We start from the raw sequence: 22156 nt of genomic DNA, 5'->3' as shown, positions 1-22156 counted from the left end.
CGGTCCTTCGGAAAAGAAAAGCTGCCGGAAAGGCAGCCTTTTCTTTTTGTTATTACCATATGAACCGTTTCTTTTTACGGTGCCTGATCAAGGGCCGTTTTTCCCCCGTCCCCCTTCCAGGTGCGGAAATACCCTTTCCCGAGAAAAAACCGGTAGGTAATGGCCCCCTGGACATCCGTCCGGTAAATGGCCATCCTTCGCTTCCTTAACCGATCGAGGACGACTTGGTGGGGATGGCCGTAACGGTTGTTTTCACCGGCGGAAATGAGGGCCGTCTTCGCGCCGATTGCCTTTAAAAACCGTTCCGAAGATGAGGTTTCGCTTCCGTGATGGCCCACTTTCAATACATCCGCCTTCAGTTTCGGATAGTCGGTCAACAGCCGGTTTTCCCCTTCCGTCCCCAAATCTCCGGTGAACAGCCAGTTTTTCCCGCCGATGCGGGCAAAAAGGACGATGGACGAATCGTTCCCGGATTCCGCCAGCGGTTTCGGAAACAGCACGTAAAAAGGGATTCCCCCCTTTTCCCATCCCGTTCCTTGGAACGCCTCCGTCACCTTCACGCCCTTTCGCCTTGCCGCTTCCATCAATTCCTTCTCCATCGGCTTCCGGTTCGCCGTTTTTCCGACGACGACTTCCTTCACCCTCAATTCCTCGAGAATGGTGCGGGCGGAACCGATGTGGTCGGCGTCCCCATGGGTGAGAATCAGCTTGTCGATCGTGCCGATCCCTTTGCTCTTTAAATAGGGGACGACGATATATTCCCCCGGATCGTACGCGTTTTTTCGCTCGGCCCATTCCTCCTTCGGAAAGCGGAGCACTCCCCCGGTATCGATTAAATAAACGGCCTTTTGCAAAGGAAGGCGGATGAGGATCGAATCCCCCTGGCCGACATCGATCATCGTCACTTCCCCGGCGAACGAATATTTCACCACGAAAAGATGCACGAATACCGGAAACAGGAGGCAAAACGCCATCCGCTTCCAATCCCCCCTTTTCTCGAGAAGTCCGAAAAACAAGACCGCGGAAAGGAAATAACAGATAAGGACGAATCCTTCCGGTCTTCCGAGGACAAGAACAAACCGGTCCCTGTCCGCAAAAAATTCGGCGGTTGCATTCGTCCATTCGACGAGCCGGGAAAACAAGCCGGCAAAAAGGGAGCCCGCCCCGGGAAGGACGAGGAGCAGCAAAAGGGAAAACAGGCTCAGGGGGATAAGTGCCGCGGTATAAAGGGGAACAAACAGGAGGTTCATCCATAAGCTCAAAAGGGAGACTTGGTAAAAATGGTACAGGACCGCCGGCAGGGAAACGAGGAAAGCCACCGCGGAGACGGCAAAATTTTGCCGCAGGAAGCCTTCTTTCCGAAGGATGATCCCCTTCGAAAGCAATAAACCGGCCGTAACCAAATAGGAAAGCTGAAAACCGGCGTGGTAAACGGCGAATGGATTGGCCAAGAGGAAAAGGATGAGGGATAAACCGAGGGAATCCATGGGGTGGATCTGTCCGCGCCAACGGGAAAAAAACAGAACCGTCCAGGCCATCATCACCGCCCGGACGACGGAAGGGGAACCGCCCGCCAACAGGGCGTAGCAGGGAAGCAGAACAAGAAGCAAGTTCCTCACCCGTTCCCGAACCATCCCGATTCTCAATAAGCAAAAGTAGAAGAGCCCCGCCAATATGGTGACATGCAGGCCGGATATGGCGAGGAGATGGGAGATTCCCAGCCTTCGGTAGCTCCCCGCGGTCCGTTCGTCCAGCTCCCCTTGATCGCCGAACAGGAGGGCGTTCACCAAGGGCGCCGCCCTTTCGGAAAAATGGCCTTTCACCGTTTCCATCCCTTTTTTTCGGATCCCTTTCAACCATTCGGGAAAAGTCTTCCTGCCGTGTCCGCAGCTTCCGGCGGACATGGCCTCCGCATCAAAAAGGAAAAAGATTCGCTGCGAAGCCAAATGGAGCCGGTAGTTGAACAAGTTGTCATTTTTCGGCTCCCCGGGCGTCTTTTTCACGCCGCTGATCCGGCAGACGGACCCGGGTCCGAGAACATCCTGCCACCTCTTCTTTTCATCCCGGTTTTTGAACCGGTAACGCAAGAGCCATTTTTCCCCCGTTTCCGTCTTCACTTCCGCCCGCATCAGGTCGCCGTCATATTCCGGATAATCAAGGAAACGCAAAGGGATGGAAAGCCTTGTTTCTTCGTGGGCGTCCGGCAATAGGGCGGCATGCTGAAGGGAAAAAAAGGCATACCATCCGGCCGGGCACAGCACCAGCAGGAGAAAACAGCCCTTCGGCATTTTTCCGCGAACGATGTGGAGAAAGGCGAGGAGGGCGATGAGCCCCGTTTCCGGCCGGTGATAGGCGAAGACGGCGAGCAGGAGGGAAAGGGCCAGGCAGGCGAGGAAACCGTAAGGTATCGGAGATCACCCTTTCATCTTTTCCAGGGCAATTTAATATCGATGGCGTCCGTTTCCAACTTCACTTTTTCCACATGGACATTCGCCTGTTGAAACAATTCGACGGCGAAGGGGTGGTTATGGTAATCCTCCCCGTAGTAAACCTTTCGGATGCCGGCCTGGATGATCGCCTTGCTGCATTGCAGGCAGGGGAAATGGGTCACGTAGATTTCCGCGCCTTCCGTCGGCACCCCGAATTTGGCGCATTGCAGGATGGCATTCATTTCCGCGTGGATCGTCCGCACGCAATGGTTGTCGATGATGTAGCAGCCTTTGTCGATGCAATGGTCGCCCCCGGCGATCGATCCGTTATAACCGCCGGCGATGATCCGCTTGTCCCGGACGATCGTCGCGCCCACCATCAGCCTCGTGCAGGTGCTCCGCAAAGAAAGCAAATAGCATTGGGCCATAAAATATTGATCCCATGAAATCCGTTCCACGTTCATCCGCCCCCTGTGTTCGCTGTGATTTTGTCGAAAGATATCAATAAAATTTTACCATACCGGCTATTTTACCGATATATGGCCGGCTATTTTTTCGAAGGTCTTTTCCCCGATCCCGGAGACGTTTTTAATGTCTTCCGCGGAGCGGAAGGGCCCGTTCTCCTCCCGGTATTCGATGATCGCCTTCGCCTTTGCGGGCCCGATGCCCGGCAAGGTTTGCAAAAGGCTTTCGTCGGCGGTGTTGATGTTCACTTTTTCGGCCCCGCCGCCCTCCCCGCCGTTCGCCCCGGTCCCGGCCGTTCCTCCCGAAAAATCCGGCATTTCCTCCCCGATCTTCGGGACATAAATGACCATTTCGTCGGCCACTTTCTGCGCCAGATTGATCTTTTCCCGGTCCGCGTCTTCCGCGAATCCGCCGGCCCGCTCGATGAGATCCAACACCCGGTCGGATCGGGAGGCCGCATAGACCCCTGGTTTTTTCACCGCCCCTTTCACATCGACCTTCCACCCTTCCGGCTCTTCCTTCCCGGCATCACCCGCTTCATCCGGGGCAGCGCCCCTTTCATCCGGAGCATCGGCAGCCTCCAGGGCATCCGGGGCGCTTTTCGCCTCCGGTTCCGGCGCCCATGGGATGTCCGCTTCCGGACGGAAAAGGAAGAACAAAAGGACGGCCGCCGGCGGAAGCCACAGGAGCCATCGTTTCTCGCGAAATTTTTCCAACTCCAATCCTTCCGTCCACTCCCTTCGGTTTCTTTTTCCTTCGTCATATTCATCCGGAACCTTAGCATAACCTTTTATGAATAATTCTTTTTGGAGGGAAAGGTGTGCGGATCGGTGTCATTGGTACGGGAAACATGGGGACAATCCTTGCGGAAGCGTTGATTGAGGGGAAAGCGGCGAAACAGGAACAGATTCACGTTTCCAACCGGACCCGGAAAAAGGCGGAAAGGCTGCGGGAAAGCTACCCGCTCATCCGCGTCGAAGACCGACCGGCGGATGTGATCGCCAAATGCGATGTGATCTTCATCGCCATTAAGCCTCACGATTTTCCCCGGTTTTTGAAAGAAAACCGGAAATATTTTACGAAGGACAAATGCGCCGTGTCGATCACGAGCCCGGTCACGCCGGAACAGCTGGAGAAGGCGCTGCCCTGCTCCTGCATCCGGGCCATTCCCAGCATCACGAACCGGGCATTATCCGGCTGCTGCCTGATCACCGCGGGAACCAACTGTTCGAAGGAATGGGAAGAGAAAATCTACGAGCTCCTCTCCCATATCGGGATTCCGGTGGCCATCAGGCAGGAATGGACGCGGGTGGCATCCGATATCGTAAGCTGCGGGCCCGCCTTCTTCAGTTATATTTTGCAGCAATTTATCGAAGCGGCGGCCGAAAAGACCGGCATCGAAAGGGAAATCGCTTCGCTTCTTGCGGCGGAAATGTTCGTCGGGATGGGAAATCTGCTGGAGAAAAACTATTATTCCTTGGCATCGTTGCAGGAAAAAGTGACGGTAAAAGGAGGCATTACCGGCGAGGGAATCAAGGTGCTGGAGGAGGCCAATTTGCAGGAGCTGTTCGGAAAGGTGTTCACCGCAACCGCGGACAAATTCCGGGAAGATGTGAAGGGGATCGAAAAAGCCTTCGAAAATCCGTAAACCGGGGCGTCTGCCGAACGGAACCCGGCGGAAGCGTCTACTGTTAAAATTCCATAGGGAAGGGAAAATTCCTTCTTTTTCTCAAAAAAATTGCAAGGGGAAGGGAAGGCTTCCGAAGCCGCGAAAAAAGAATTTTCTTCCTTTTTCTCCTTCAGCCTTCCCTTTTGGCGGTAAAAAAGATCCTCTCGCTTTCCTCTTTCACTTCGCCGCCGAAATCCCCTTCCATATCCAATACAACAAACCCCGCCTCCTCCAGCATGCGCCCATATTCGGAAGGGGGAAAGGTGCGCTGCAGATGGATCTCGTCGAATCTCCGGTAAAGTTCCCCCTCACCGTCCCGGACAAAAAAGGTCAGTTCATGTTCCACGCTGTTCTCTTCAACCCCTTGAAAGCAATTCCAAATATAGGAAACTTCTTCGCCGTTATAGGCGAAGGTTTTTCCGGGATACCAGCGGTTCACTTTGTAAAGGGAGTGGACATCAAAGAGGAACAGGCCCCCGTCGTTCAAAAGCCGGCGGACGTTGGCGAAGGCTTTGGCCACATCCCCCTTTTCCCGCAAATAATTCAAGGAATCGCAGAAAATCACGACCATATCGAAACGGCCGATATCTTCCATCGCGGTCATGTCTTGCGCAAAAAAAGGGATGCGGTAGCCTTTTTCCAGGGATTTTTCCGCCGCGACCGCAAGCATCTCTTCCGAGAGATCCGCCCCGGCCACCTCAAATCCCCGTTCATGGAGCATCATCGTTACGGTCCCCGTTCCGCAGGCCAAATCAAGCACCTTTTTCCCGTGGGGGCAATATTTTTTTTGCTTTCGCAGAAAAAAATCGATCCAGTCGCCGTAGGGGGCCTCATCCATGACCAGGTCGTACACTTGGGCGAAATGGCGGTAAATCACGGCGCCGCTTCACTCTTCAGATCTTCCAGATCTTCCCGCTTCGCGTCCCCCCACAGCCGCTCCAAATTGTAATACTCCCTTTCTTCCCGGTGGAAAATATGGACGACGACATCCCCCAAATCGGCCAATACCCATCTGGCTTCGTCGTATCCTTCCATCGTCTTGGCCGGCAAGCCGTATTCCCCGATCTTTTCCTTCAGTTCTTGGGCGATGGCCTGAACCTGCTTGTCCGAATTGCCGTGGCAGATGACGAAAAAGTCGGCGACGACGGAGATTCCCTGCATGTTTAAAACCACAATGTTTTCCGCTTTTTTGTTTTCCAGCGCCCGGTAAACAAGAGCCAGCTTTTCACGCGGATTCATTCGCCGGAAACCCCTCCTTTGCATTTGTCGATCAAATCGTTGTAGGCATCGATCGTATCCGGATAAATCTTCGAATGTTTGGAGAGCAAAAAGGAAATGGTTTGTTCCAGGGCCAGAAGAACGGCCCCGTCCAGACTTTCTTCCGCCCGCTTGCGGACCGGATCGACTCCGGGAAAGTTTCTCCCCGGTTCGATGTAATCGGCCAAAAAGACGATTTTTTCCAGCAGGGTCATATTGGCCCGGCCGGTCGTATGGTAGCGGATGCCGTTTAAAATCTCCTCGTCTTCAATCCCGGCCTCCTTTTTCACCAGGCAGGCGCCCACCGGGGCGTGCCAAAGCTCCCTGTGGAACCGGAGGAGCCGCCGGGGCAGGTTTTCCTTTACGATGATTTCCCGCATCTCCTCGTCCGGCAGGTATTTGGCGTAGTCGTGGAAGATGGCCGCCAATTCGATTTTTTTTGCGTCACCGCCGTATTTTTCCGAAAGGCGGAGCGCCGTTTCGACAACCCCCAGCGTATGGACGTACCGTTTTTCCGGCAATTGTTTCCTGACCATTTCCAGCGCCTTATCTCGATCCATACAATCCCTTCTCCTTAATATATTCCCAAACGGGGCGGGGCAGTAAATACCGCACCGATTCCCCTTTTTCTATTTTAGCGCGAATCACCGATGAAGAAATAGAAATATCCGGGATATTCACCTTCTTCACCGGATAGTCGGTTTCCATGCGATGTCCCGGACGGTTGACGACGATGAATTGGACGAGCTTGACGAGTTCGTCGATCTTATGCCATTTCGGCAAATATTCCGCCATATCCGCGCCGATGATAAAGAAAAATTCGGCGTCCGGCTCCCTCGCTTTCAAGAGCCGCATCGTGTCATAGGTGTAGGATATGCCTTTCCGTTCGAGTTCAATCGTTTCAATTTTAAAAAAGGGATGATCTTGCGTCGCCAGCCGGAGCATGTGCAACCGGTCCGCGTCGGTGCTGTCCGTGTCCTTTTTTTTATGGGGCGGAAGATGATTGGGCATGAAGCGGACTTCCTCCAAACGGAAAGCCTGCAAAATTTCATCGGCGATGATCAAATGGCCGATGTGGGGCGGATCGAAAGTCCCGCCCAAAATGCCGATCCTTTTTCCCATTTCATTCATCCTTTGCCAATTTCATGATACCGGCCGCCGGCGGATGGAAAATCCCCTCGCTCCTTCATCCGGCTTATGGCAGTTCGATCTGTTTGTTTTCCTTGGATTCTTTATATAAAACGATGGTCTTTCCGATCGTCTGCACCAGTTCCGCGCCGGTTTTTTCCGCCAATTCGGAAGCGACGGAATCCGCCGGCTGGGGACAGTTGTTCAGCACGTGGATTTTGATCAATTCCCTGGCTTCCAGGGCGTCCATCACCTGGGCGACCAAATTGTTGTTGACGCCGCTCTTTCCCACCTGGAAGATGGGCTGCAGATGATGGGCTTTTGCCCGGAGAAACCGTTTCTGTTTGCCCGTTAACATGATCTTTCCTCCAATATTTGATCGATTTTTTCCCGGACCGGGGCGATGTCGGGAAGATGGCCGAACCATTTTTGGAAGGCGAAAGCGGCCTGATGGAGGAGCATCGGCAAACCGTTTGCCGTTTTCGCCCCCTTCCGCCGGGCCTCCCGCAAAAAGACGGTCTCTTTCGGATGATAGATGATATCGATGACCAGGGCCTTGTCGGATAGATGCCGCAAAGAAACGGGCGCCCGGCCGTCCAGGGGCGCCATCCCCACCGGGGTGGTTTGCACGACGAGGCCGTAACCGGAAAGCCGCCGTTCGCAGTCTTCCAACGTCATCACCCGGCTTTCGGCCCGCCCCCCGTTCAACCGCTCCACCATCCATGCCGCACGGTCCGGATGGCGGTTGGCCACGTCGATCCTTTTCGCCCCTTCTTCAAGCAAAGCGCGGTAAATGGCCCTGGCCGCCCCTCCGGCACCGATGATCAGCGTGCTGATCCCCCCGATGTCCGCGACATGTTCCTTCAAGGAAGCGATGAAGCCGGTTCCGTCCGTGTTCGTTCCGATCCATCGCCCCCCTTTGCAAACGACGGTATTGACGGCGCCCGCCTCTTTTGCGGGCAAATCGATTTCATCCAAAAATTCGATCACCGCCTGTTTATGCGGATGGGTGACATTGAATCCGGAAATGTCCCTTTCTCTCAATTCCCGCAACCTCTCCCGGAGCTCTTCCTTTTTCGCCGGGAACCGCCGATATTCGGCGTCGATTCCGCATTGGTCAAAAAAGAGGCGGTGAATGGCGGGGGAAAGGGAATTTTCCACGGGATCGCCGATAATTCCGAAAAGCTTTGCCACCGTTTGCCCTCCTAAATAATCGATTTCCGGATAAACACATGGACGCCCTTCGGCGCATAAGCGGCAACGACGACGTTCGGCCGGTTCACCGTCACCCAGCCGAGCCCCGAGAAGACGATATCCGTTTTTTCCCGCTTGATAGAAAATTCCTGCCGATAGAAAGGGGGAAACCGGTCGAGGTCCTCTTCCCCGGGCGGGGACAACAGTTTTCCCCTCTGGTTTTCGTAAAGTTCGTCGGCCCTTTCCAGTTTGGTCCGGTGGACGAGCAAATCATTGGACAAATAACAGGTAAAGGGGGTGCGCTCCCCTTTGAGGAAGTCCAGCCTGGCCAGACCGCCGAAAAACAGGGTTTGGCCGTCGTTCAATTGGTATATCTTCGGCTTGATTTCCTTCTTCGGCGTGATGATCTTTAAATCCCGTTTCCCCACATAGTGGGCCATCTGGTGATGGTTGATGATTCCCGGCGTATCATACAGGGTTTTCCCGTCCTCCAGCGGCACCTCGATGATGTTCAACGTCGTGCCGGGATAAAACGAGGTCGTAATGCCCGTATCCTCATCCCGGATTTCTTTCACCAGCCGGTTGATAAACGTCGATTTCCCGACATTTGTGCAGCCGATCACGTACACGTCCCCGCCGTTCCGGTAATAATCGATCATCTCGATGGCTTCCCGGATGCGGTACCCCTTTTCCGCGCTGATCAACAGGATGTCCACCGGTTTCAGCCCCAAATGTTTCGCCTCGCTACGCATCCATTGGACGACCCGGTCTTTATTCACCGATTTCGGCAGAAGATCCGCCTTGTTGCCGATCAATAATACGGGATTCCTTCCGGCAAACCGGTGAATGCCCGGCAGCCAGCTGCCGTTGAAATCGAAAATGTCCACGATCTTGACGAACAGGGCCTTTTTTTGCCCGATTTCATGCAGCATTTTTAAAAAGCGGCCATCATCCAGCGGCACATCGGTGTTTTCGTTGTAATGCTTCAACCGGAAGCAGCGCTGGCAAATCCGTTTTCCCCCCGCCAGCGCCGATTCCGGAAGGTAGCCGGCACGGCTCGGGTCTTCCGACTGCAGCGGCGCGCCGCAGCCTTCACAGGTCAACACTTTTTCCACGTACACCCTCCTTCCACGGGAAAAGTCCCTTTTTTTCAAACCACCGGAACAGCTTTCTTTCAATCATCCGGTTGATTTTTGTCATGAATCCGTCCGATTGGGCGACGGGGACGACCAAAATGGTAAAAAACCCGCTGCGGTTCCCCCCGTAGATGTCCGTCAGCAGCTGATCGCCGACGACGGCCACTTTCTCCTTCGGCAAATCCAGGATCTCGAGCGCCTTTCGGAAGGACTTGCCGAGGGGCTTTTTCGCCCTGCAGACAAAGGGCACGTTGAGCGGGTCGGCAAAAGCGAAGACCCGCTTTTTGGAGTTGTTCGAGACGATCACGACCCGGATGCCGTGGGCCTTCATATTTTCCATCCAGGACCGGACATCCGGTGTGGCCAGGGGCCTGTCCCATTCCACGAGGGTGTTGTCCAAATCGGTGATGATTCCTTGGATCTCCCGTTTCTTCAAATATTCCGGGGAAATGTCCCGGACCGATGGAACGAAATCGTTCGGCAGAAATTTTTTCCACATCATCCATGCACCCCAATACGAATCGCATGAAATTAATCATACCGGAAAACGTTGCAAATTTCAAAAGGGAATTGAACGGGACGCGTCAAGATTTTCACGGGGTCGGCTGTCGGATCCGTGCTTCAGGCGTCCTCGTTTCGGATGCCGCAGCCGAGGATTTCCGATTCCCGCAAATCGTTTACCGCCGGTTTCAGCATCGTTATCTCCTCGGTGACTTCGACGCGCCTTAGGCCGACAAACTGAAACCGGATCCGATTCTTTTCAAGAAGTTTCCTTTCCGGTTGAAACGCTGCCGGTTTCCCAAGAAATTGATGCGATAACCGGCCATATGAACATCGGTGAAACGGGGCCGGTTTTTCCCGGAAGCCCGCCCCTCCTTCTTCGACACCGCCCCAAAAAAACCGACATGGGGGAAAAACTTTTCGACAATTGGAAGCTTCCTTCAACATTGTGGATAATTTAATCCACAATTTCCGCCTTGAAATTACAGGTTTTTTTCTAACATATTAACAGATTATTCACAGGTTTTCACCCTTTTCCTGTGGATAACTGCTCCGTTGTTCAATATGCCCGGATTTGCTAAAGTAAATAATAACCTGGATGACAAGCCATGGAAAAAATCAGGACGGGGGTGAAATTCTGTGGGCCTTGTTCATTTGCCTGACGAGCTTCTCATTGAATCTTATTTTAAAGCCGTCGAACTGAAACTGTCGCCAGAATTCATCCTGTTGATCGAAAGAGAAATACAGCGCCGCTCCCTCTCCCATCGGATCAAAAAATCGGTTTGAAGCGCAGCAACGGCCCCATCAAGCTGTTTTTTTTTGCCATCCGCCAAAAAACGCCTCACCTTCCCGTCCCGTTTCGGAACCCGCTATCTAAAAAAATACCAGAAAATCGGTTTTCCTACAAAAAAAGCCGCGCATGTCTGCGCGGTTTGAGCTGTTCAAGATCGGGCCCGTTTTTCCGTCAGGCGAAGGAATTCCTTCACGTCCCGCACGCAAAGCCGCGCGGCGGAATCCCAAAACTCCTTCTTTGTAAGATCCACGTTCAAATGCTTTTTCGCCAAATCCTCCACGGTCATGGCCGCCGTGTCCTGAAGCAGGGCGATATAGCGGTCCTCGAAGTCCCTTCCCTCCTCCAGGGCCCGGGCGTATATGCCCATGGTGAAGAGGTAGCCGAAGGTATATGGAAAATTGTAGAAAGGCGTGTCCGTGATATAAAAATGGAGCTTCGACGCCCAAAACAGGGGGTGATACTCCGCCAGGGCGCGGCAATAGGCTTCCTTTTGCGCTTCTTCCATGATTTCGTTCAGCCGCCGGGCGCCGACCGGCCCTTGCTTCCGTTCTTCATAAAACCTCGTTTCAAAGAGAAAGCGGGCGTGGATGTTCATGAAAAAGGTAACGGAACGGGCAATTTTATCATCCAGCAAGTACAGCTTTTCCTCTTCCGTCTTCGCATTTTTTAACGCGTGATCCGCAACGATCATCTCCGCGAAGGTGGAGGCCGTCTCGGCCACATTCATGCCGTACATTTGCCGGAAAGGCCGTTCTTCCGCCAACACATGGGCATGGAAGGCGTGTCCCAATTCATGGGCGAGGGTGAATACATTCGGGAGCGTCCCGGAGTAGGTCATAAATATCCGGGATTGTTTGCTGTCCGGAAAGGAGGTGCAAAACCCGCCGGGCTGTTTCCCCGGCCGGTCCTCGGCTTCGATCCAGCGGTTCCCGAGGGCCTGCCTCGCAAAAGCAGCCATGCGGCCGCTGAATTTTCCGAACTGGGCGATGACCGTTTCCGCCGCTTCCTCATAAGGGATTTTCCTGCCGCTCCGGCCCAACGGGGCGTTCAAATCATACCAGGACAGTTTTTCCAGCCCGAGCAATTCCGCCTTCCGGTTGAAATACGCCACGAACGGCTCTTTGTTGTCCTCCACCGCCGACCACATGGCGGCCAAAGTTTCCTTTTTCATCCGGTTGTGCATCAGCGGTTCCTTCAAGACATCCTCCCACTTCCGAGACTTGTAGACGTTCAACCGGAAACCGGCCAGATGGTTCAAGGCGGCGGCAAAATATTCGCTCTTTTCCCCCCATGCCTTTTCCCAGCTGGCGAACACCCTTTTCCTCACATCCCGGTCCGGGTCGGAAAAGAGATTTTCCGCCTGACCGCAGGACAGGTTTTTCCTTTCCCCGTTCACTTCCACCGGGATGACCATATCGCCGACCATCATGTCATAGAGATTTTCCCAAGCATGATAGCCGTCAACGCTCAAATTTTGGATGATCGCCTCTTCGGAGGCGGAGAGTTTCTCTTTGGCCTGCTCCCTCCGTTCGTTGAGAACGAAGGCGATTTCCCGGAGCCGGCCGTCCATGAGCCATTCTTCCCAGCGGGAGTCGTCGACGGCCCTTATTTTCTCATCTAAAACCGCCAACATGTTGAAATATTGCGAAAAATTTTCCGAAACTTGGCCGCGCAGTTCCATCGCCTTTTTGTCCGCCGTGTTCTGGGCGAGCAAGCAGCTGATGAAGGCGCTGGCTTGCCGGAGTTTTACGATCGCCGTCTCCATCCCGCCGACGATCCCGCAAAACCGGTCCAAGTCCACGGTTTCATCGAGGGACGCGATCCTGTCCTTCAGGGCGGCCAATTGTTCCCTGATCTCCGACAAATAGCGCTGGAACTCCTCCGATTCGCTTCCTCCCGGAAACAAGGAGTCCAAATCCCAGCGCAGCGCATATGTATGTTCCAAAAAAAATCCCTCCCTTCGAATATTCTTGATTATACACTTCCAATAGGCGGAAATTCAATACGAAATCGGGGAACGGGCGGGAAATTCAGGGAGGAAGCTGCGGCTATTCTTCTTCCTGCCGCTCCCTGATCTTCTTCTCCTTTTCCGCCCGGAAATACTCATGGAACATTTTCATCAGCGCCCGCTTTTCGATCCGGGAAACGTAGCTCCTGGAGATGCCCAGTTCCTTGGCGATTTCCCGCTGGGTTTTTTCCTCTTGCGTTTCCAGCCCGAACCTGCCGATGATCACTTCCTTTTCCCGTTCGTCCAAAACGGATATATATTCCTGGATCTTTTCCAATTCCATGTTGAGCTGGATCGTTTCGATCACGTCATCGGAGTCGGATTTGAGCACGTCGATCAAACTGATTTCATTCCCCTCCTTGTCCTGTCCGATCGGGTCATGGAGCGAGACGTCCTTCTTCGTTTTTTTAAGGGTCCGAAGATGCATCAGGATCTCGTTTTCGATACATCTCGCCGCATATGTAGCCAGCTTTGTCCCCTTTCCTTCGGAAAAGCTTTCGATCGCTTTGATCAAACCGATCGTGCCGATGGAGATCAAGTCTTCCTGATCTTCTCCCGTGTTTTCAAACTTTTTCACGATGTGGGCGACGAGCCGCAGATTGTGCTCGATGAGCAGATTGCGGGCCTCCAGGTCGCCCTCCGCCATTCTTTGCAGATAATATTTTTCTTCGCTCGGGGACAGCGGTTGGGGAAAGGCGTTATTCTTGACATAGGAAACGAGGAGGGAAAGCTGTTTAATGAAAAAGGCGAGGCTTGAAAGGAAACCAGGCACAGGCACGACCTCCTAAACCGGATGATTCTTCTGCCCAACCGGCGGAAAACAATGTATTATCATTGTATGTGGCGCCCCGTTTTTCCGTGCCTGTACGCCCATTGCAAAGCTTTCCGGGACGGCTTCCCCCATGCGGAGCGATCGACAAACGGGGAAGAGCCGTGATAATCCCCCTATCGCCGGAAAAATCCCCCGCCGCCAAATGAAGCCCGGAGGGCCTTGGATGGAGGCTGAGCACCGCCCGGCAAGACCTGAACGGGATCATCGTATGACGGGAGGAGCCGGGTTTTTGCCGGCGGGGAATTTTTTTGTGGCAAGGAGAATGCGCGCTTTCACTTTCGGGAAGAAATGGGGGATCGGCCGGTTTTCTTCAACTCTTGTTTTCGATCATTTATTAAAGAATTGAACATCACACGGCTTTTATACAAGCGATTTAAATCGGGATCCGATTGAAATGACAGCCTCATGGCCTTAACGAAGAATTTTGCCGTGGGAAAGAAGGAGAAATGGGAAATGGGGAAAAACAAACCGAAGCAAACAAAAGATGGCAGAAAAAACCAAGGAATGCGCCAAGTATTTGAGCAATCGTTCAAGGGCGCGGCGTTTCATCCGAAAGCAGGCGACATTGGAGGATATCAAGGAGCTGCGGGAACTGCTTGATGAACGGCCTCTTGAATGAGAGGGGATTTTTCTTTAATCGGGCCCATACGGACGGGAATTTTCCGCAACACGATCCATTCTTTCTGCAGTTCTTAAACTTTCTCTTTTCAATAACTTGATCGGGTTTAACGGCGTACGGCCGCTGACAAGTGGCATTTAGATTTTCTTACTTCCGCAGTGGTCAGTACTTGATTTTAATGAAGTCCTACTTCATTTCGAGAATTTGGGTGGTTTTGCATTCCTTCCCCTCTTGTCTTGGAGGATACACCCGAAATACATTCCATTGGGGTTTTTGTCCTTTATGCCTTTAAAACCGTACAACACGATCCGGCGCGTGGATTTTACCGATTCAATTCCATTTTCGAAGCGGAAATAGAAGTTCAGCTTCTTGGATCGCTGTAAATCCATTTCGTTATTGTTTTACGCACTTATTTTAATGTTCATATTTTTCGTTTATAATATTATGTAAATTGGCGTGGAAAATGAAAAGGAATGTCTTGGAAAAATGATCCACTTACATTGCTAAATGATAGGACAAACAAAACCCGGCTTCGAAACCTTTCAAAATTGTGGTTTTTTGTACCTGCTGATGACAGAAAAGTCAAAAAAGCCAAGTTAAATCCTCGAATCCTTGGTTCCTCCGTCCCTGAGAACAAGAATCCGAATTCCGCGAATGAAAACGGCAATATTTGTAAGCGACGTACAAGATCATATTACACCTAATGGCTCGACAGACATGAAATTGGATTTCATGTCTTTTATTTTTATTCGGTCCACGGGCATTTCTTCAAATGTACCCGGAACTATGTTTTGCTTATTCGAAGATTTTGCGGAAAATCTGGAAGACGATCATTTTCCCGACAAACAATCGGGGATCAATAAATGATGAAAATATTTTAGAAAATGGAGGTAATGAAATATGGATGCTGAATTTGTAGAGAAAATTAAAAGGTTTTCAGAAAGAGTAAGTTCAATAATTGATAGCATTCAAAATGAGGAATCCACCAAGACAAGTATTATTTTACCTTTTTTCCAAATTTTAGGTTATGATGTTTTCAATCCCCAGGAATTTTTACCGGAATTTACAGCTGATGTTGGAATAAAGAAAGGTGAAAGAGTTGATTATGCCATTTTGAAAGATGGGGAACCTCTTATATTAATTGAGGCCAAACCGATTAACGACGATTTGAAAAAACATGATTCCCAACTTTTCCGCTATTTCAGTTCGACGAAAGCGAAATTTGCCATTTTAACCAACGGTGTGATATATAAATTTTTTACTGATTTGGACGAAACCAATAAGATGGATTCAAAACCGTTTTTTGTTTTTCATCTATTGGAGCTTAGAGAAAATAACATAGCTGAATTGCAAAAGTTTAGGAAAAATGTCTTTGATATTGATAATATACTGAATACAGCTTCAGAATTGCGATATACAAATGATATTAAGGAATTGCTGAAAAAAGAAATAGAATCCCCATCAGATGAATTTATCGTATTCTTTTTAAGCCATATTTATGAGGGCAGAAAGACACAAAATGTTATCGATAGCTTCAGAACTATAGTGAAAAAATCGATAAATCAATTTATTACTGAAAGAGTAAATGATAAGCTTCAAGCAGCGCTAGATACTTCGAAAGCGGAGGCAGCCAGTCCGAAAACAGATCATGAAGGTAATGCAGAATTAAGAGATAAAGGAGAAATTGTTACGACAGAAGAGGAAATTGAAGGTTATGTTCATGTAAAAATGATTCTAAAAGATGTTATTGATCCAGAACGAATATACTATCGTGATAACTTGCGCTATCTCAATGTTTTAATTGACGACAATATTAGAAAATGGGTCTGCCGTTTGCTGTTTAATACCTCAAATAAAAGAATTCAATTAAACGATGATCTTAAAACGCAATACAAAATTAACAGCCTGGAAGATATTTATTTATATAAAGATCAAATCATTGAAGTCGCAAACAAATTATTGGATTAACTTGCTCAGCGGGATTTTCATCGGCATATCAGGGATTTTAGCATTGGTCCGGAAATAATGATGATTTGAGCCCCGGCAAAGGGGCTCTTTCATTTGCACAATCCGGGAGCACATATCCTTTTCGAACGCCATCCCCCACACCCTTCGCCGCAAGATGCTGCAATTCCGCCCCTTTTCCTACAAACCGACCGGAACAGTCTTTTTGGTTCTCCCCGGCATTCTCAAACTTTTTCACAATGCGGGCGGCAATACGGTACAGGTATCGAAACACACTTTCTTGCCGCCGGATTCCCTTCTCCCGGCAAAAGGGACGGCGTGTGATCCGGACAGGAAGAACCCCCTCGGCCGTTCCCCGACATCGCCAGCCCTTTCGGTGGCCTTTGCCGGCAAAAAAGACTTTAGGGCCCGTACTGGGGAGTTTTAACGTTCCTTCCTTTCCTCCGGCAAAAGAGAAAGACGCCGTCCGGGCCTTCCCCCGAAACGCCGCAACCGGTCGGCAGATAAAAAAAGACCCCGTTTCCGCAACGGGGCAAAGGTTTTTAAAAAACCTTTTCCAATCTTTTCAATTCCGCATCCGAATGGTTTCGGTCCATCCTAAGCAAAGGGGGAAATCGGATGGAAAAACGCAAGGCAAAGACCAGCGCCGCGACCCGGCCTCCCAAAAGAAGCCGGACGCTTATTCCACACTGACTTCATTGGCGATATAAATTCCGATCGCGGTGCTGATTAACAGGCCGACGATAACAGCAACCATATTCCCACTCCTCAACGTTCTGTCTATAATCAGTTTATCACGGGGAATATGTTGTTTACGGCACGGCTTTTGAACGATCGGCAACAATTCGGTGAAAATTTTGTGAACGTTTCCGCATATCCGGTCCGCAAGGATTCCTTCCCCAAATAGAAGGATCATTCCTCATCCATTTCCGCGAGCGCTCTTTCATACCGTCCGGACAAAAAGCGGAAGAAAAAGGCGAAAAGGAGGAGGAGAATCATCCCCGTCGCGAGGAAGAGAACACGCCGGCCTTCATATTGATATTGGTCTATGAAAATTCCGATATATAAAAATGCGCTGAGGGCAATTAAAACAAAGGAAAAATGATGATAGTCGGAAATTTTCTCCCGCAATTTTTTCCTATCTTCCATGTTTCCACCTTCCGATCTTTCCATCCGGCGACGGATGGTTGATCCGAAAAACTGATATTTATAGATTAACATAGAAAATCCGTTCTTTCCCCATGAAAAATCAGGAAAATGGCGCGTAAAGAGGGGCCCGGTCTGTTCCCATCCACTTGGGCAAAAAAGAAAACCGCTCCGTTTTGGCGCCGCAACCGGCCAAACAAGAACGGTTTTCTTATCACTCTTTTTTGCCGATGGATCCCGATATCCGAAAGAACGCCCCGAGAAAACCGGCCCCCGGCTCCTGGAAAGGAAGATTTCCTTGGGGAAATCCCGGTTAAAAGGGTTCAGCTTCCGGATGATCGATGATGCCGTCGGCGAAATCATGTAAAAACGAAAGCCGGATGCCTTCCTTAAAAGGCCTCCGGCCTCCCTTTTCCGATCGGAAGATCCGTTTATAACGATTCCACCATCTTCATGACTAGGGAAGCGGAGTTTTGCGACGCCTTCCGTAAATATTGCTCGAAGGAAAGATCGGAATCCTTTCCTGCGATATCGGAAAGGGAACGGATGATGACAAAGGGAACGGAAAACTGATAGGCCACCTGGGCGATGGCCGCCGCTTCCATTTCCACCGCCTGCAAGCCGGGGAATTTTCTTCGGATCTCCTCCACCCGTTCCGGATCGTTAATGAAAGAATCCCCGGTGGCGATCAGTCCCTTTGCCGTTTGGGCATCGCCGATCCGCGACGCGCAGATTTCCGCAAGTTCCACGAGATGGCTGTCGGCAGGAAAGGCCTCGGGCATCTGCGGGACTTGTCCGTAGGCGTAGCCGAAGGCGGTGGCGTCCACATCGTGATGGCGAACCTCCGTGGAAATGACGATGTCCCCGACCTTGAGGGAAGGGTTCAACCCTCCGGCGGAACCGGTGTTGATCACGTAATCCGGTTTGAATCTGTCCAGCAGCAGGGCGGTCCCCATGGCCGCGTTGACCTTGCCGATCCCGGAACGCAAAAGGACCGCGTCTTTCCCCGCCAGTCTTCCTTCCGTGAACTCGCACCCGGCGACCGTAAGGACGCGCTTATCCCGCATGTTCTCCCGGTAAATTTCCACTTCTTCTTCCATGGCTCCGATCACTGCAATCTTCATTGATCCGTCTCCCTGTTCTTATCTTTTTTTATCGTTTTCCCGCAAATATTGCAATTTTACCGGTTTCCACCCTTGGCCGTCCACCCATTCCAAATAGACGCGGAAAATTTTTGTCTGATCTTTCGATGTGATCGTGCCGATCACATTTCTGTTCGGCTCGCCGCCATGGCCGACCCACCAAACGATCATGTCATCTTCCGCCAGGCCTGCCGCATAGGCCATGGCCCGGTCCATTTCCCGCCGGTCGACGGTGCCTTCATCGTATCGGGTGACATGCTGCCCGCTCTGGACGGTGCCCACCGGCTTCCAGGACGGGTTGACGACGGTTTTGATCACATTCGGATCATTTTCGTTTTCCGCGATTTCCACTTCCCGATTTTCAGCAGAACCGCTTACCGTTTGCGACTCGTCGGCATCTTCTCCGCCGCCGGTCGCGGTTTCATCGGCTTCTCCTTCCGAAGCCGCGTTGTCCGATGAAACGCCGGCGCCGGAAGCCTCCCCCTTCCCTTCCTCCTTTGAATTTTTATGCTCGGCAGCGGCATTTTCGCCGGTTTTTTCCGCATGATCTCCACCGCCGGCCTGATCCGCAGGTTTACCGGTCAGGATCGAGAAGGCGACGATGATGATCAATAAAAAAACGACGGCAATTAAAAGATTTAAAATAAAATTTTCCTTTCTTTTTTTGGCGTATTGCTCCGACCTGGATGTCCGGAAGGGCGGATAATATTGATTTTCCGGCAATTTTTTCCCCTCCTTCGGAAGGATGGCTATCAAAAGTATATGAACCGGCCGGGAAATCCAACACCGAAAATTATGATCCTTTCCCGTGTAAATATTTTACCATGTCCGCAAATATGGGCAACACCGAACCTTCATCGGCAAAGACTTCCAGATTCACGACCGCCAGCGCATATTTCGGTTTTTCGTAGGGAAAATAGCCGACGAACCATTTGTTGAGCAGCTGTTTTTCTCCTGCGTAGCGGTTCGTTTCCGCCGTTCCGGATTTCCCGGCGATCGCAGCGGGCAACCGGTTCAAAGCGCTGCCGGTCCCCTTTTCCTTTTCCACGACGCCGCGGAGCAATTTTTGCAAAGCCTTCGCCGTATCGGGGGAAATGTTTTCCCCGGCCATCCTTTGCTCCGGAAAGGAAAACATCGTCGAACCGTCCGCATACCGGATTTCCGAAACGAAACGGACTTGCTTCTTCTCGCCTCCCCGCGCGATGGCCGCCATCATATTCGCGGCCGCAAGGGGGGTAATCCGAACGTTTTTTTGCCCGATACCCGTCAAGGCGGCAAAATTTTTATCCCTTCGCTCTTCATCGTTCAAGAACACCCTTCCCCCCTCCTCGTCGGGAAGCTGCCGGAAATCCGGCAAGCGGAAGACATCGCCCCGCCAGCCGACAGGTTCCAGCAGGCCGAGCCTTTCCGCATATTTTTCGATCAGATTCTTGTCCTTTTCGGCCAATTCTTTCGCCAATTGGGCAAAGGTATAGTTGCAGCTTTGCGCGAAGCTGTCGGGAAAATCGAGGACCCCCAGCTTCCTTTCCGCCTCCCCCTCTCCGGTGGCCGGCCGGTCGCAGTCAAATTGGCGGTCCGGCGGAACGATTCCCTCCTCGATCGCCGCCGCCGCAATGACGGTTTTAAAAACGGATCCCGGGATTTGGGCTTCAACCGGAAAATTTTTGCTCCCATCGCCGGCGAACGGATTGGCCCGGTCGAGGTTCGGGCGGGAAACAAGGGCGAGGACGCTGTTTGTCTCGATGTCGAGGAGAACGATCCCGCCTTTTTTCATCTTGTGCCGGTCGGCGATCCGTTCCGTCTCCCGCTGGATCTCCCCGTCGATCGTCGTGATCGCCTTCAGCGGGGTATAGGGATTGGCCGGGCTTATGTAACGGACATGCAGGCCGAACAACGGATCCCCCTTGCCGTCCACATGAAAAACAAGCCTGGAATTTTCATCGGGGATCAGAAATTCGTCAAAACCTTTTTGCAAACCCGTCAGACCGACGGGGGTCTTCGCGGAACCGGACCGGTCCGGATAGCGCTCCCGGAAAAGCTTCCCGTTTTCGCCGATGACGCCGATCAATTGGGCGGCGATCGTGTCCTTCCCGTCCGTCTCCTTATAAACGGCAAAGGCGCCGGGGATTTTCAGCCGGTTGATTTTCTCCATTTCTTCCTCCGTCAACGGCCGGCTGAAGACGAAGGGCTTCTCCGCCGTCCGCACCGCGGCCTCGATTTCCTCGGGCGTTACGTTCAAGATTTCCGCTAGTGCCTCCACATCCCAGTCCATATCCTTCAAAAACGGGAAAAGGACAAGGGAGGGGACTTTCGTGCGGGTGAGGGGACGGCCGTTTTTGTCGTAAAATTCCCCCCGCCCGTCATCCAGCAAAAACTCCTGCGCCCTTTGTTTCACGCTTTCTTCCAGAAGGTTGATGTGATGTTTGCCAAAGGATTCCGGTTCCAACAATTGAATCTGCGCCAACCGCAAAAGGAGAACAAGGATGGCGCAAAGGATGAACACGGAGATTCCCCGGATTCTGTTCGGCATAGGAACCACCCCTTAGCAGTGTAGACGGGGCGGCAAGTTTTTAGACGCCGGAAGAGGTTTTGCCGCAAGATAGGCGGGTGGTCTGACAATGGCGTATCTGCAAAACATCAACGAACCGGCAAGATCCGTCCGGCCGCGTACGGGGCGGCGGTCCGTTCAAACCTGGCAGGAACCGGAAGCGAAAACAGGCGATTGCCTTTCCCGCAGCCGAAAGCCTGCCGTTTTTCCCAAAACCGCCGGGATGCGCTTTGACAGGCCGGTCCGGACTAAAAACCGGGTCCATCCGGCGAAGCCCCGTGTACAAGATGACGGGGCGGCGGATAACGGCAGGCCGTTCAAACGCGCCAGCGATTTCGGCTTCACGCGGCTTCCCTTCCCGGCCGGCAATCAGCTGCGGGCGGCTCAAACCGGAGAGGCATCCGTCGTTTTCCGGTTGCCACGCCACCCCGGCACCGCCGAAACGGGAAATCCGGACACAAAAAAAGCCGCACCGGGCGGTCGCCGGGCAGCTTCCCTTGGCGGAATCACGAAAATCCGTCATGCAATGCCGCCGGTTTCATCGGCGGAAAGCTCCTCCTTAAAGGCGGCAAAGGCGGAGAAGCTCCGCCCGGCAAACGGGCGGCTCCTCCGGCAAGGGAACGGGCTTTCCCTGTCCGGAATCCGCTCCGTTTTCCTGCCGCCGATAAGGCCTGTTTCTCCTGCGCGGCCCGAGGCGGCCGCATCGGCCGATCGTCAGACCGGCCGATAAGAAAGAGACGCTTTTATTTAATCGCGATGATTTTGACGTTCATTTCGCCGCCGGGAGTCTGTACCACCACTTCATCGCCTACCCTTTTGCCCAGCAGGCTCTTGGCGATCGGGGAATCGTTGGAGATTTTCCCTTCGAAGGGATCGGCTTCCGCGCTCCCGACGATCGTATAGGTTTCTTCTTCCCCGTCGGGCAGTTCAACGAAGGTGATCGATTTCCCCAAGGTCACCACATCCGAATCGTCTTCTTCTATGATGATCGCATTGCGGAGCATTTTTTCCAGCAGGTTGATCCTGCCTTCGACGAAGGCCTGTTCTTCCTTGGCGGAATCATATTCCGAATTTTCGGAGAGATCGCCGTAGCTGCGGGCGACCTTGATCCGTTCCACCACTTCTTTTCTTTTAACCGTTTTCAAATATTCGAGCTCCTGGAGTAATTTTTCCCTTCCTTCTTTCGTCATCGGATAGCTTTTTTCTCCTGTCATCTTCCCTCACTCCTTATGATCATTCCTTATTGTATTTTTTTCCGCGCATTGGACCGTTTCATGGCCAATAGAAAAATCCCCTGCATGGCAGATCAGCCGATGGGCCGCAG

At 52.1% G+C, this 22156-nt stretch carries 23 protein-coding genes; 4 read left to right on the top strand and 19 right to left on the bottom strand.

Annotated features, from left to right (window positions below; translation table 11 throughout):
• Positions 1-74: 74 nt before the first annotated feature.
• The 3 genes from A3EQ_RS20580 to A3EQ_RS0104230 all read right to left on the bottom strand — a co-directional run bounded on the left by A3EQ_RS20580 (position 75) and on the right by A3EQ_RS0104230 (position 3610).
• Positions 75-2408, bottom strand: a complete 2334-nt coding sequence (locus A3EQ_RS20580; RefSeq protein WP_407637025.1) for a DNA internalization-related competence protein ComEC/Rec2 — start codon at positions 2406-2408, stop codon at positions 75-77.
• 14 nt (positions 2409-2422) lie between these two features.
• The gene (locus tag A3EQ_RS0104235; protein ID WP_026499729.1) at positions 2423-2887 is read right to left on the bottom strand and encodes a ComE operon protein 2; all 465 of its coding nucleotides are present in this window, start codon (positions 2885-2887) and stop codon (positions 2423-2425) included.
• A 66-nt stretch (positions 2888-2953) separates the two neighbouring features.
• Positions 2954-3610: a helix-hairpin-helix domain-containing protein gene (locus tag A3EQ_RS0104230; RefSeq protein ID WP_020153944.1), complete on the bottom strand. Its 657-nt coding sequence runs from the start codon at positions 3608-3610 to the stop codon at positions 2954-2956.
• Positions 3611-3714: 104 nt separating this feature from the next.
• Between A3EQ_RS0104230 and comER the strand changes: the two genes are divergently transcribed.
• Positions 3715-4542 (top strand): late competence protein ComER, encoded by an 828-nt coding sequence (gene comER / locus A3EQ_RS0104225; RefSeq protein WP_020153943.1) that lies wholly within the window; start codon positions 3715-3717, stop codon positions 4540-4542.
• Positions 4543-4693: 151 nt separating this feature from the next.
• On the opposite strand, the gene A3EQ_RS0104215 is transcribed toward comER, so the two are convergent.
• From A3EQ_RS0104215 to A3EQ_RS0104180, 8 genes are all read right to left on the bottom strand, one after another.
• Positions 4694-5440 (bottom strand): class I SAM-dependent DNA methyltransferase, encoded by a 747-nt coding sequence (locus A3EQ_RS0104215; protein WP_020153942.1) that lies wholly within the window; start codon positions 5438-5440, stop codon positions 4694-4696.
• Positions 5437-5802, bottom strand: a complete 366-nt coding sequence (gene rsfS, locus A3EQ_RS0104210; protein WP_020153941.1) for a ribosome silencing factor — start codon at positions 5800-5802, stop codon at positions 5437-5439. Before rsfS ends, A3EQ_RS0104215 begins: the two co-directional genes overlap by 4 nt.
• A complete protein-coding gene (gene yqeK / locus A3EQ_RS0104205; protein ID WP_020153940.1) occupies positions 5799-6380 on the bottom strand; it encodes a bis(5'-nucleosyl)-tetraphosphatase (symmetrical) YqeK in 582 nt (193 codons plus the stop codon). Before yqeK ends, rsfS begins: the two co-directional genes overlap by 4 nt.
• Positions 6367-6942: a nicotinate-nucleotide adenylyltransferase gene (locus A3EQ_RS0104200; protein ID WP_020153939.1), complete on the bottom strand. Its 576-nt coding sequence runs from the start codon at positions 6940-6942 to the stop codon at positions 6367-6369. The genes yqeK and A3EQ_RS0104200 overlap by 14 nt, the downstream gene beginning before the upstream one ends.
• 73 nt (positions 6943-7015) lie before the next feature.
• Positions 7016-7306, bottom strand: a complete 291-nt coding sequence (yhbY, locus tag A3EQ_RS0104195) for a ribosome assembly RNA-binding protein YhbY (protein WP_020153938.1) — start codon at positions 7304-7306, stop codon at positions 7016-7018.
• Positions 7300-8142, bottom strand: coding sequence for a shikimate dehydrogenase (gene aroE, locus A3EQ_RS0104190; protein ID WP_020153937.1), 843 nt, complete (start codon positions 8140-8142; stop codon positions 7300-7302). Before aroE ends, yhbY begins: the two co-directional genes overlap by 7 nt.
• An 11-nt stretch (positions 8143-8153) precedes the next feature.
• A complete protein-coding gene (yqeH, locus tag A3EQ_RS0104185) occupies positions 8154-9257 on the bottom strand; it encodes a ribosome biogenesis GTPase YqeH (protein ID WP_020153936.1) in 1104 nt (367 codons plus the stop codon).
• A complete protein-coding gene (locus A3EQ_RS0104180; RefSeq protein ID WP_020153935.1) occupies positions 9235-9777 on the bottom strand; it encodes a YqeG family HAD IIIA-type phosphatase in 543 nt (180 codons plus the stop codon). Before A3EQ_RS0104180 ends, yqeH begins: the two co-directional genes overlap by 23 nt.
• Positions 9778-10418: 641 nt before the next feature.
• Between A3EQ_RS0104180 and sda the strand changes: the two genes are divergently transcribed.
• Positions 10419-10565: a sporulation histidine kinase inhibitor Sda gene (sda, locus tag A3EQ_RS0104170; protein WP_020153933.1), complete on the top strand. Its 147-nt coding sequence runs from the start codon at positions 10419-10421 to the stop codon at positions 10563-10565.
• Positions 10566-10720: 155 nt separating this feature from the next.
• On the opposite strand, the gene A3EQ_RS0104165 is transcribed toward sda, so the two are convergent.
• Together A3EQ_RS0104165 and sigK are read right to left on the bottom strand one after the other, a co-directional pair.
• Entirely contained in the window at positions 10721-12517 is a 1797-nt protein-coding gene (locus A3EQ_RS0104165; RefSeq protein WP_020153932.1) for a M3 family oligoendopeptidase, read from the bottom strand.
• 103 nt (positions 12518-12620) lie between these two features.
• On the bottom strand, positions 12621-13352 hold the full coding sequence (gene sigK / locus A3EQ_RS0104160; RefSeq protein WP_020153931.1) for an RNA polymerase sporulation sigma factor SigK: 732 nt from the start codon (positions 13350-13352) through the stop codon (positions 12621-12623).
• Between the two features lie 465 nt (positions 13353-13817).
• Between sigK and A3EQ_RS22425 the strand changes: the two genes are divergently transcribed.
• On the top strand, positions 13818-14012 hold the full coding sequence (locus A3EQ_RS22425; RefSeq protein WP_020153929.1) for a hypothetical protein: 195 nt from the start codon (positions 13818-13820) through the stop codon (positions 14010-14012).
• A gap of 919 nt (positions 14013-14931) precedes the next feature.
• On the top strand, positions 14932-15999 hold the full coding sequence (locus A3EQ_RS0104135; protein WP_020153927.1) for a type I restriction endonuclease: 1068 nt from the start codon (positions 14932-14934) through the stop codon (positions 15997-15999).
• A 676-nt stretch (positions 16000-16675) separates the two neighbouring features.
• Here the strand turns inward: A3EQ_RS0104135 and A3EQ_RS0104115 are convergent.
• The 6 genes from A3EQ_RS0104115 to greA all read right to left on the bottom strand — a co-directional run bounded on the left by A3EQ_RS0104115 (position 16676) and on the right by greA (position 22046).
• The gene (locus tag A3EQ_RS0104115) at positions 16676-16912 is read right to left on the bottom strand and encodes a hypothetical protein (RefSeq protein ID WP_020153923.1); all 237 of its coding nucleotides are present in this window, start codon (positions 16910-16912) and stop codon (positions 16676-16678) included.
• Positions 16909-17145: a YrhC family protein gene (locus A3EQ_RS22705; protein ID WP_026499728.1), complete on the bottom strand. Its 237-nt coding sequence runs from the start codon at positions 17143-17145 to the stop codon at positions 16909-16911. Before A3EQ_RS22705 ends, A3EQ_RS0104115 begins: the two co-directional genes overlap by 4 nt.
• A 428-nt stretch (positions 17146-17573) precedes the next feature.
• Positions 17574-18266, bottom strand: coding sequence for a 5'-methylthioadenosine/S-adenosylhomocysteine nucleosidase (gene mtnN / locus A3EQ_RS0104095; protein ID WP_020153919.1), 693 nt, complete (start codon positions 18264-18266; stop codon positions 17574-17576).
• Positions 18267-18284: 18 nt separating this feature from the next.
• The gene (locus A3EQ_RS0104090; RefSeq protein ID WP_020153918.1) at positions 18285-19007 is read right to left on the bottom strand and encodes a YrrS family protein; all 723 of its coding nucleotides are present in this window, start codon (positions 19005-19007) and stop codon (positions 18285-18287) included.
• Positions 19008-19077: 70 nt separating this feature from the next.
• Positions 19078-20814, bottom strand: a complete 1737-nt coding sequence (locus A3EQ_RS0104085) for a peptidoglycan D,D-transpeptidase FtsI family protein (protein ID WP_020153917.1) — start codon at positions 20812-20814, stop codon at positions 19078-19080.
• Between the two features lie 761 nt (positions 20815-21575).
• Complete coding sequence (greA, locus tag A3EQ_RS0104075; RefSeq protein WP_020153915.1) at positions 21576-22046, bottom strand: transcription elongation factor GreA; 471 nt, start codon at positions 22044-22046, stop codon at positions 21576-21578.
• Between the last annotated feature and the right edge of the window lie 110 nt (positions 22047-22156).

It is taken from the genome of Caldibacillus debilis DSM 16016 (genome assembly GCF_000383875.1).
Taxonomy (GTDB): domain Bacteria; phylum Bacillota; class Bacilli; order Bacillales; family Caldibacillaceae; genus Caldibacillus; species Caldibacillus debilis.
This window is presented reverse-complemented; position numbering and strand designations above follow the sequence as displayed.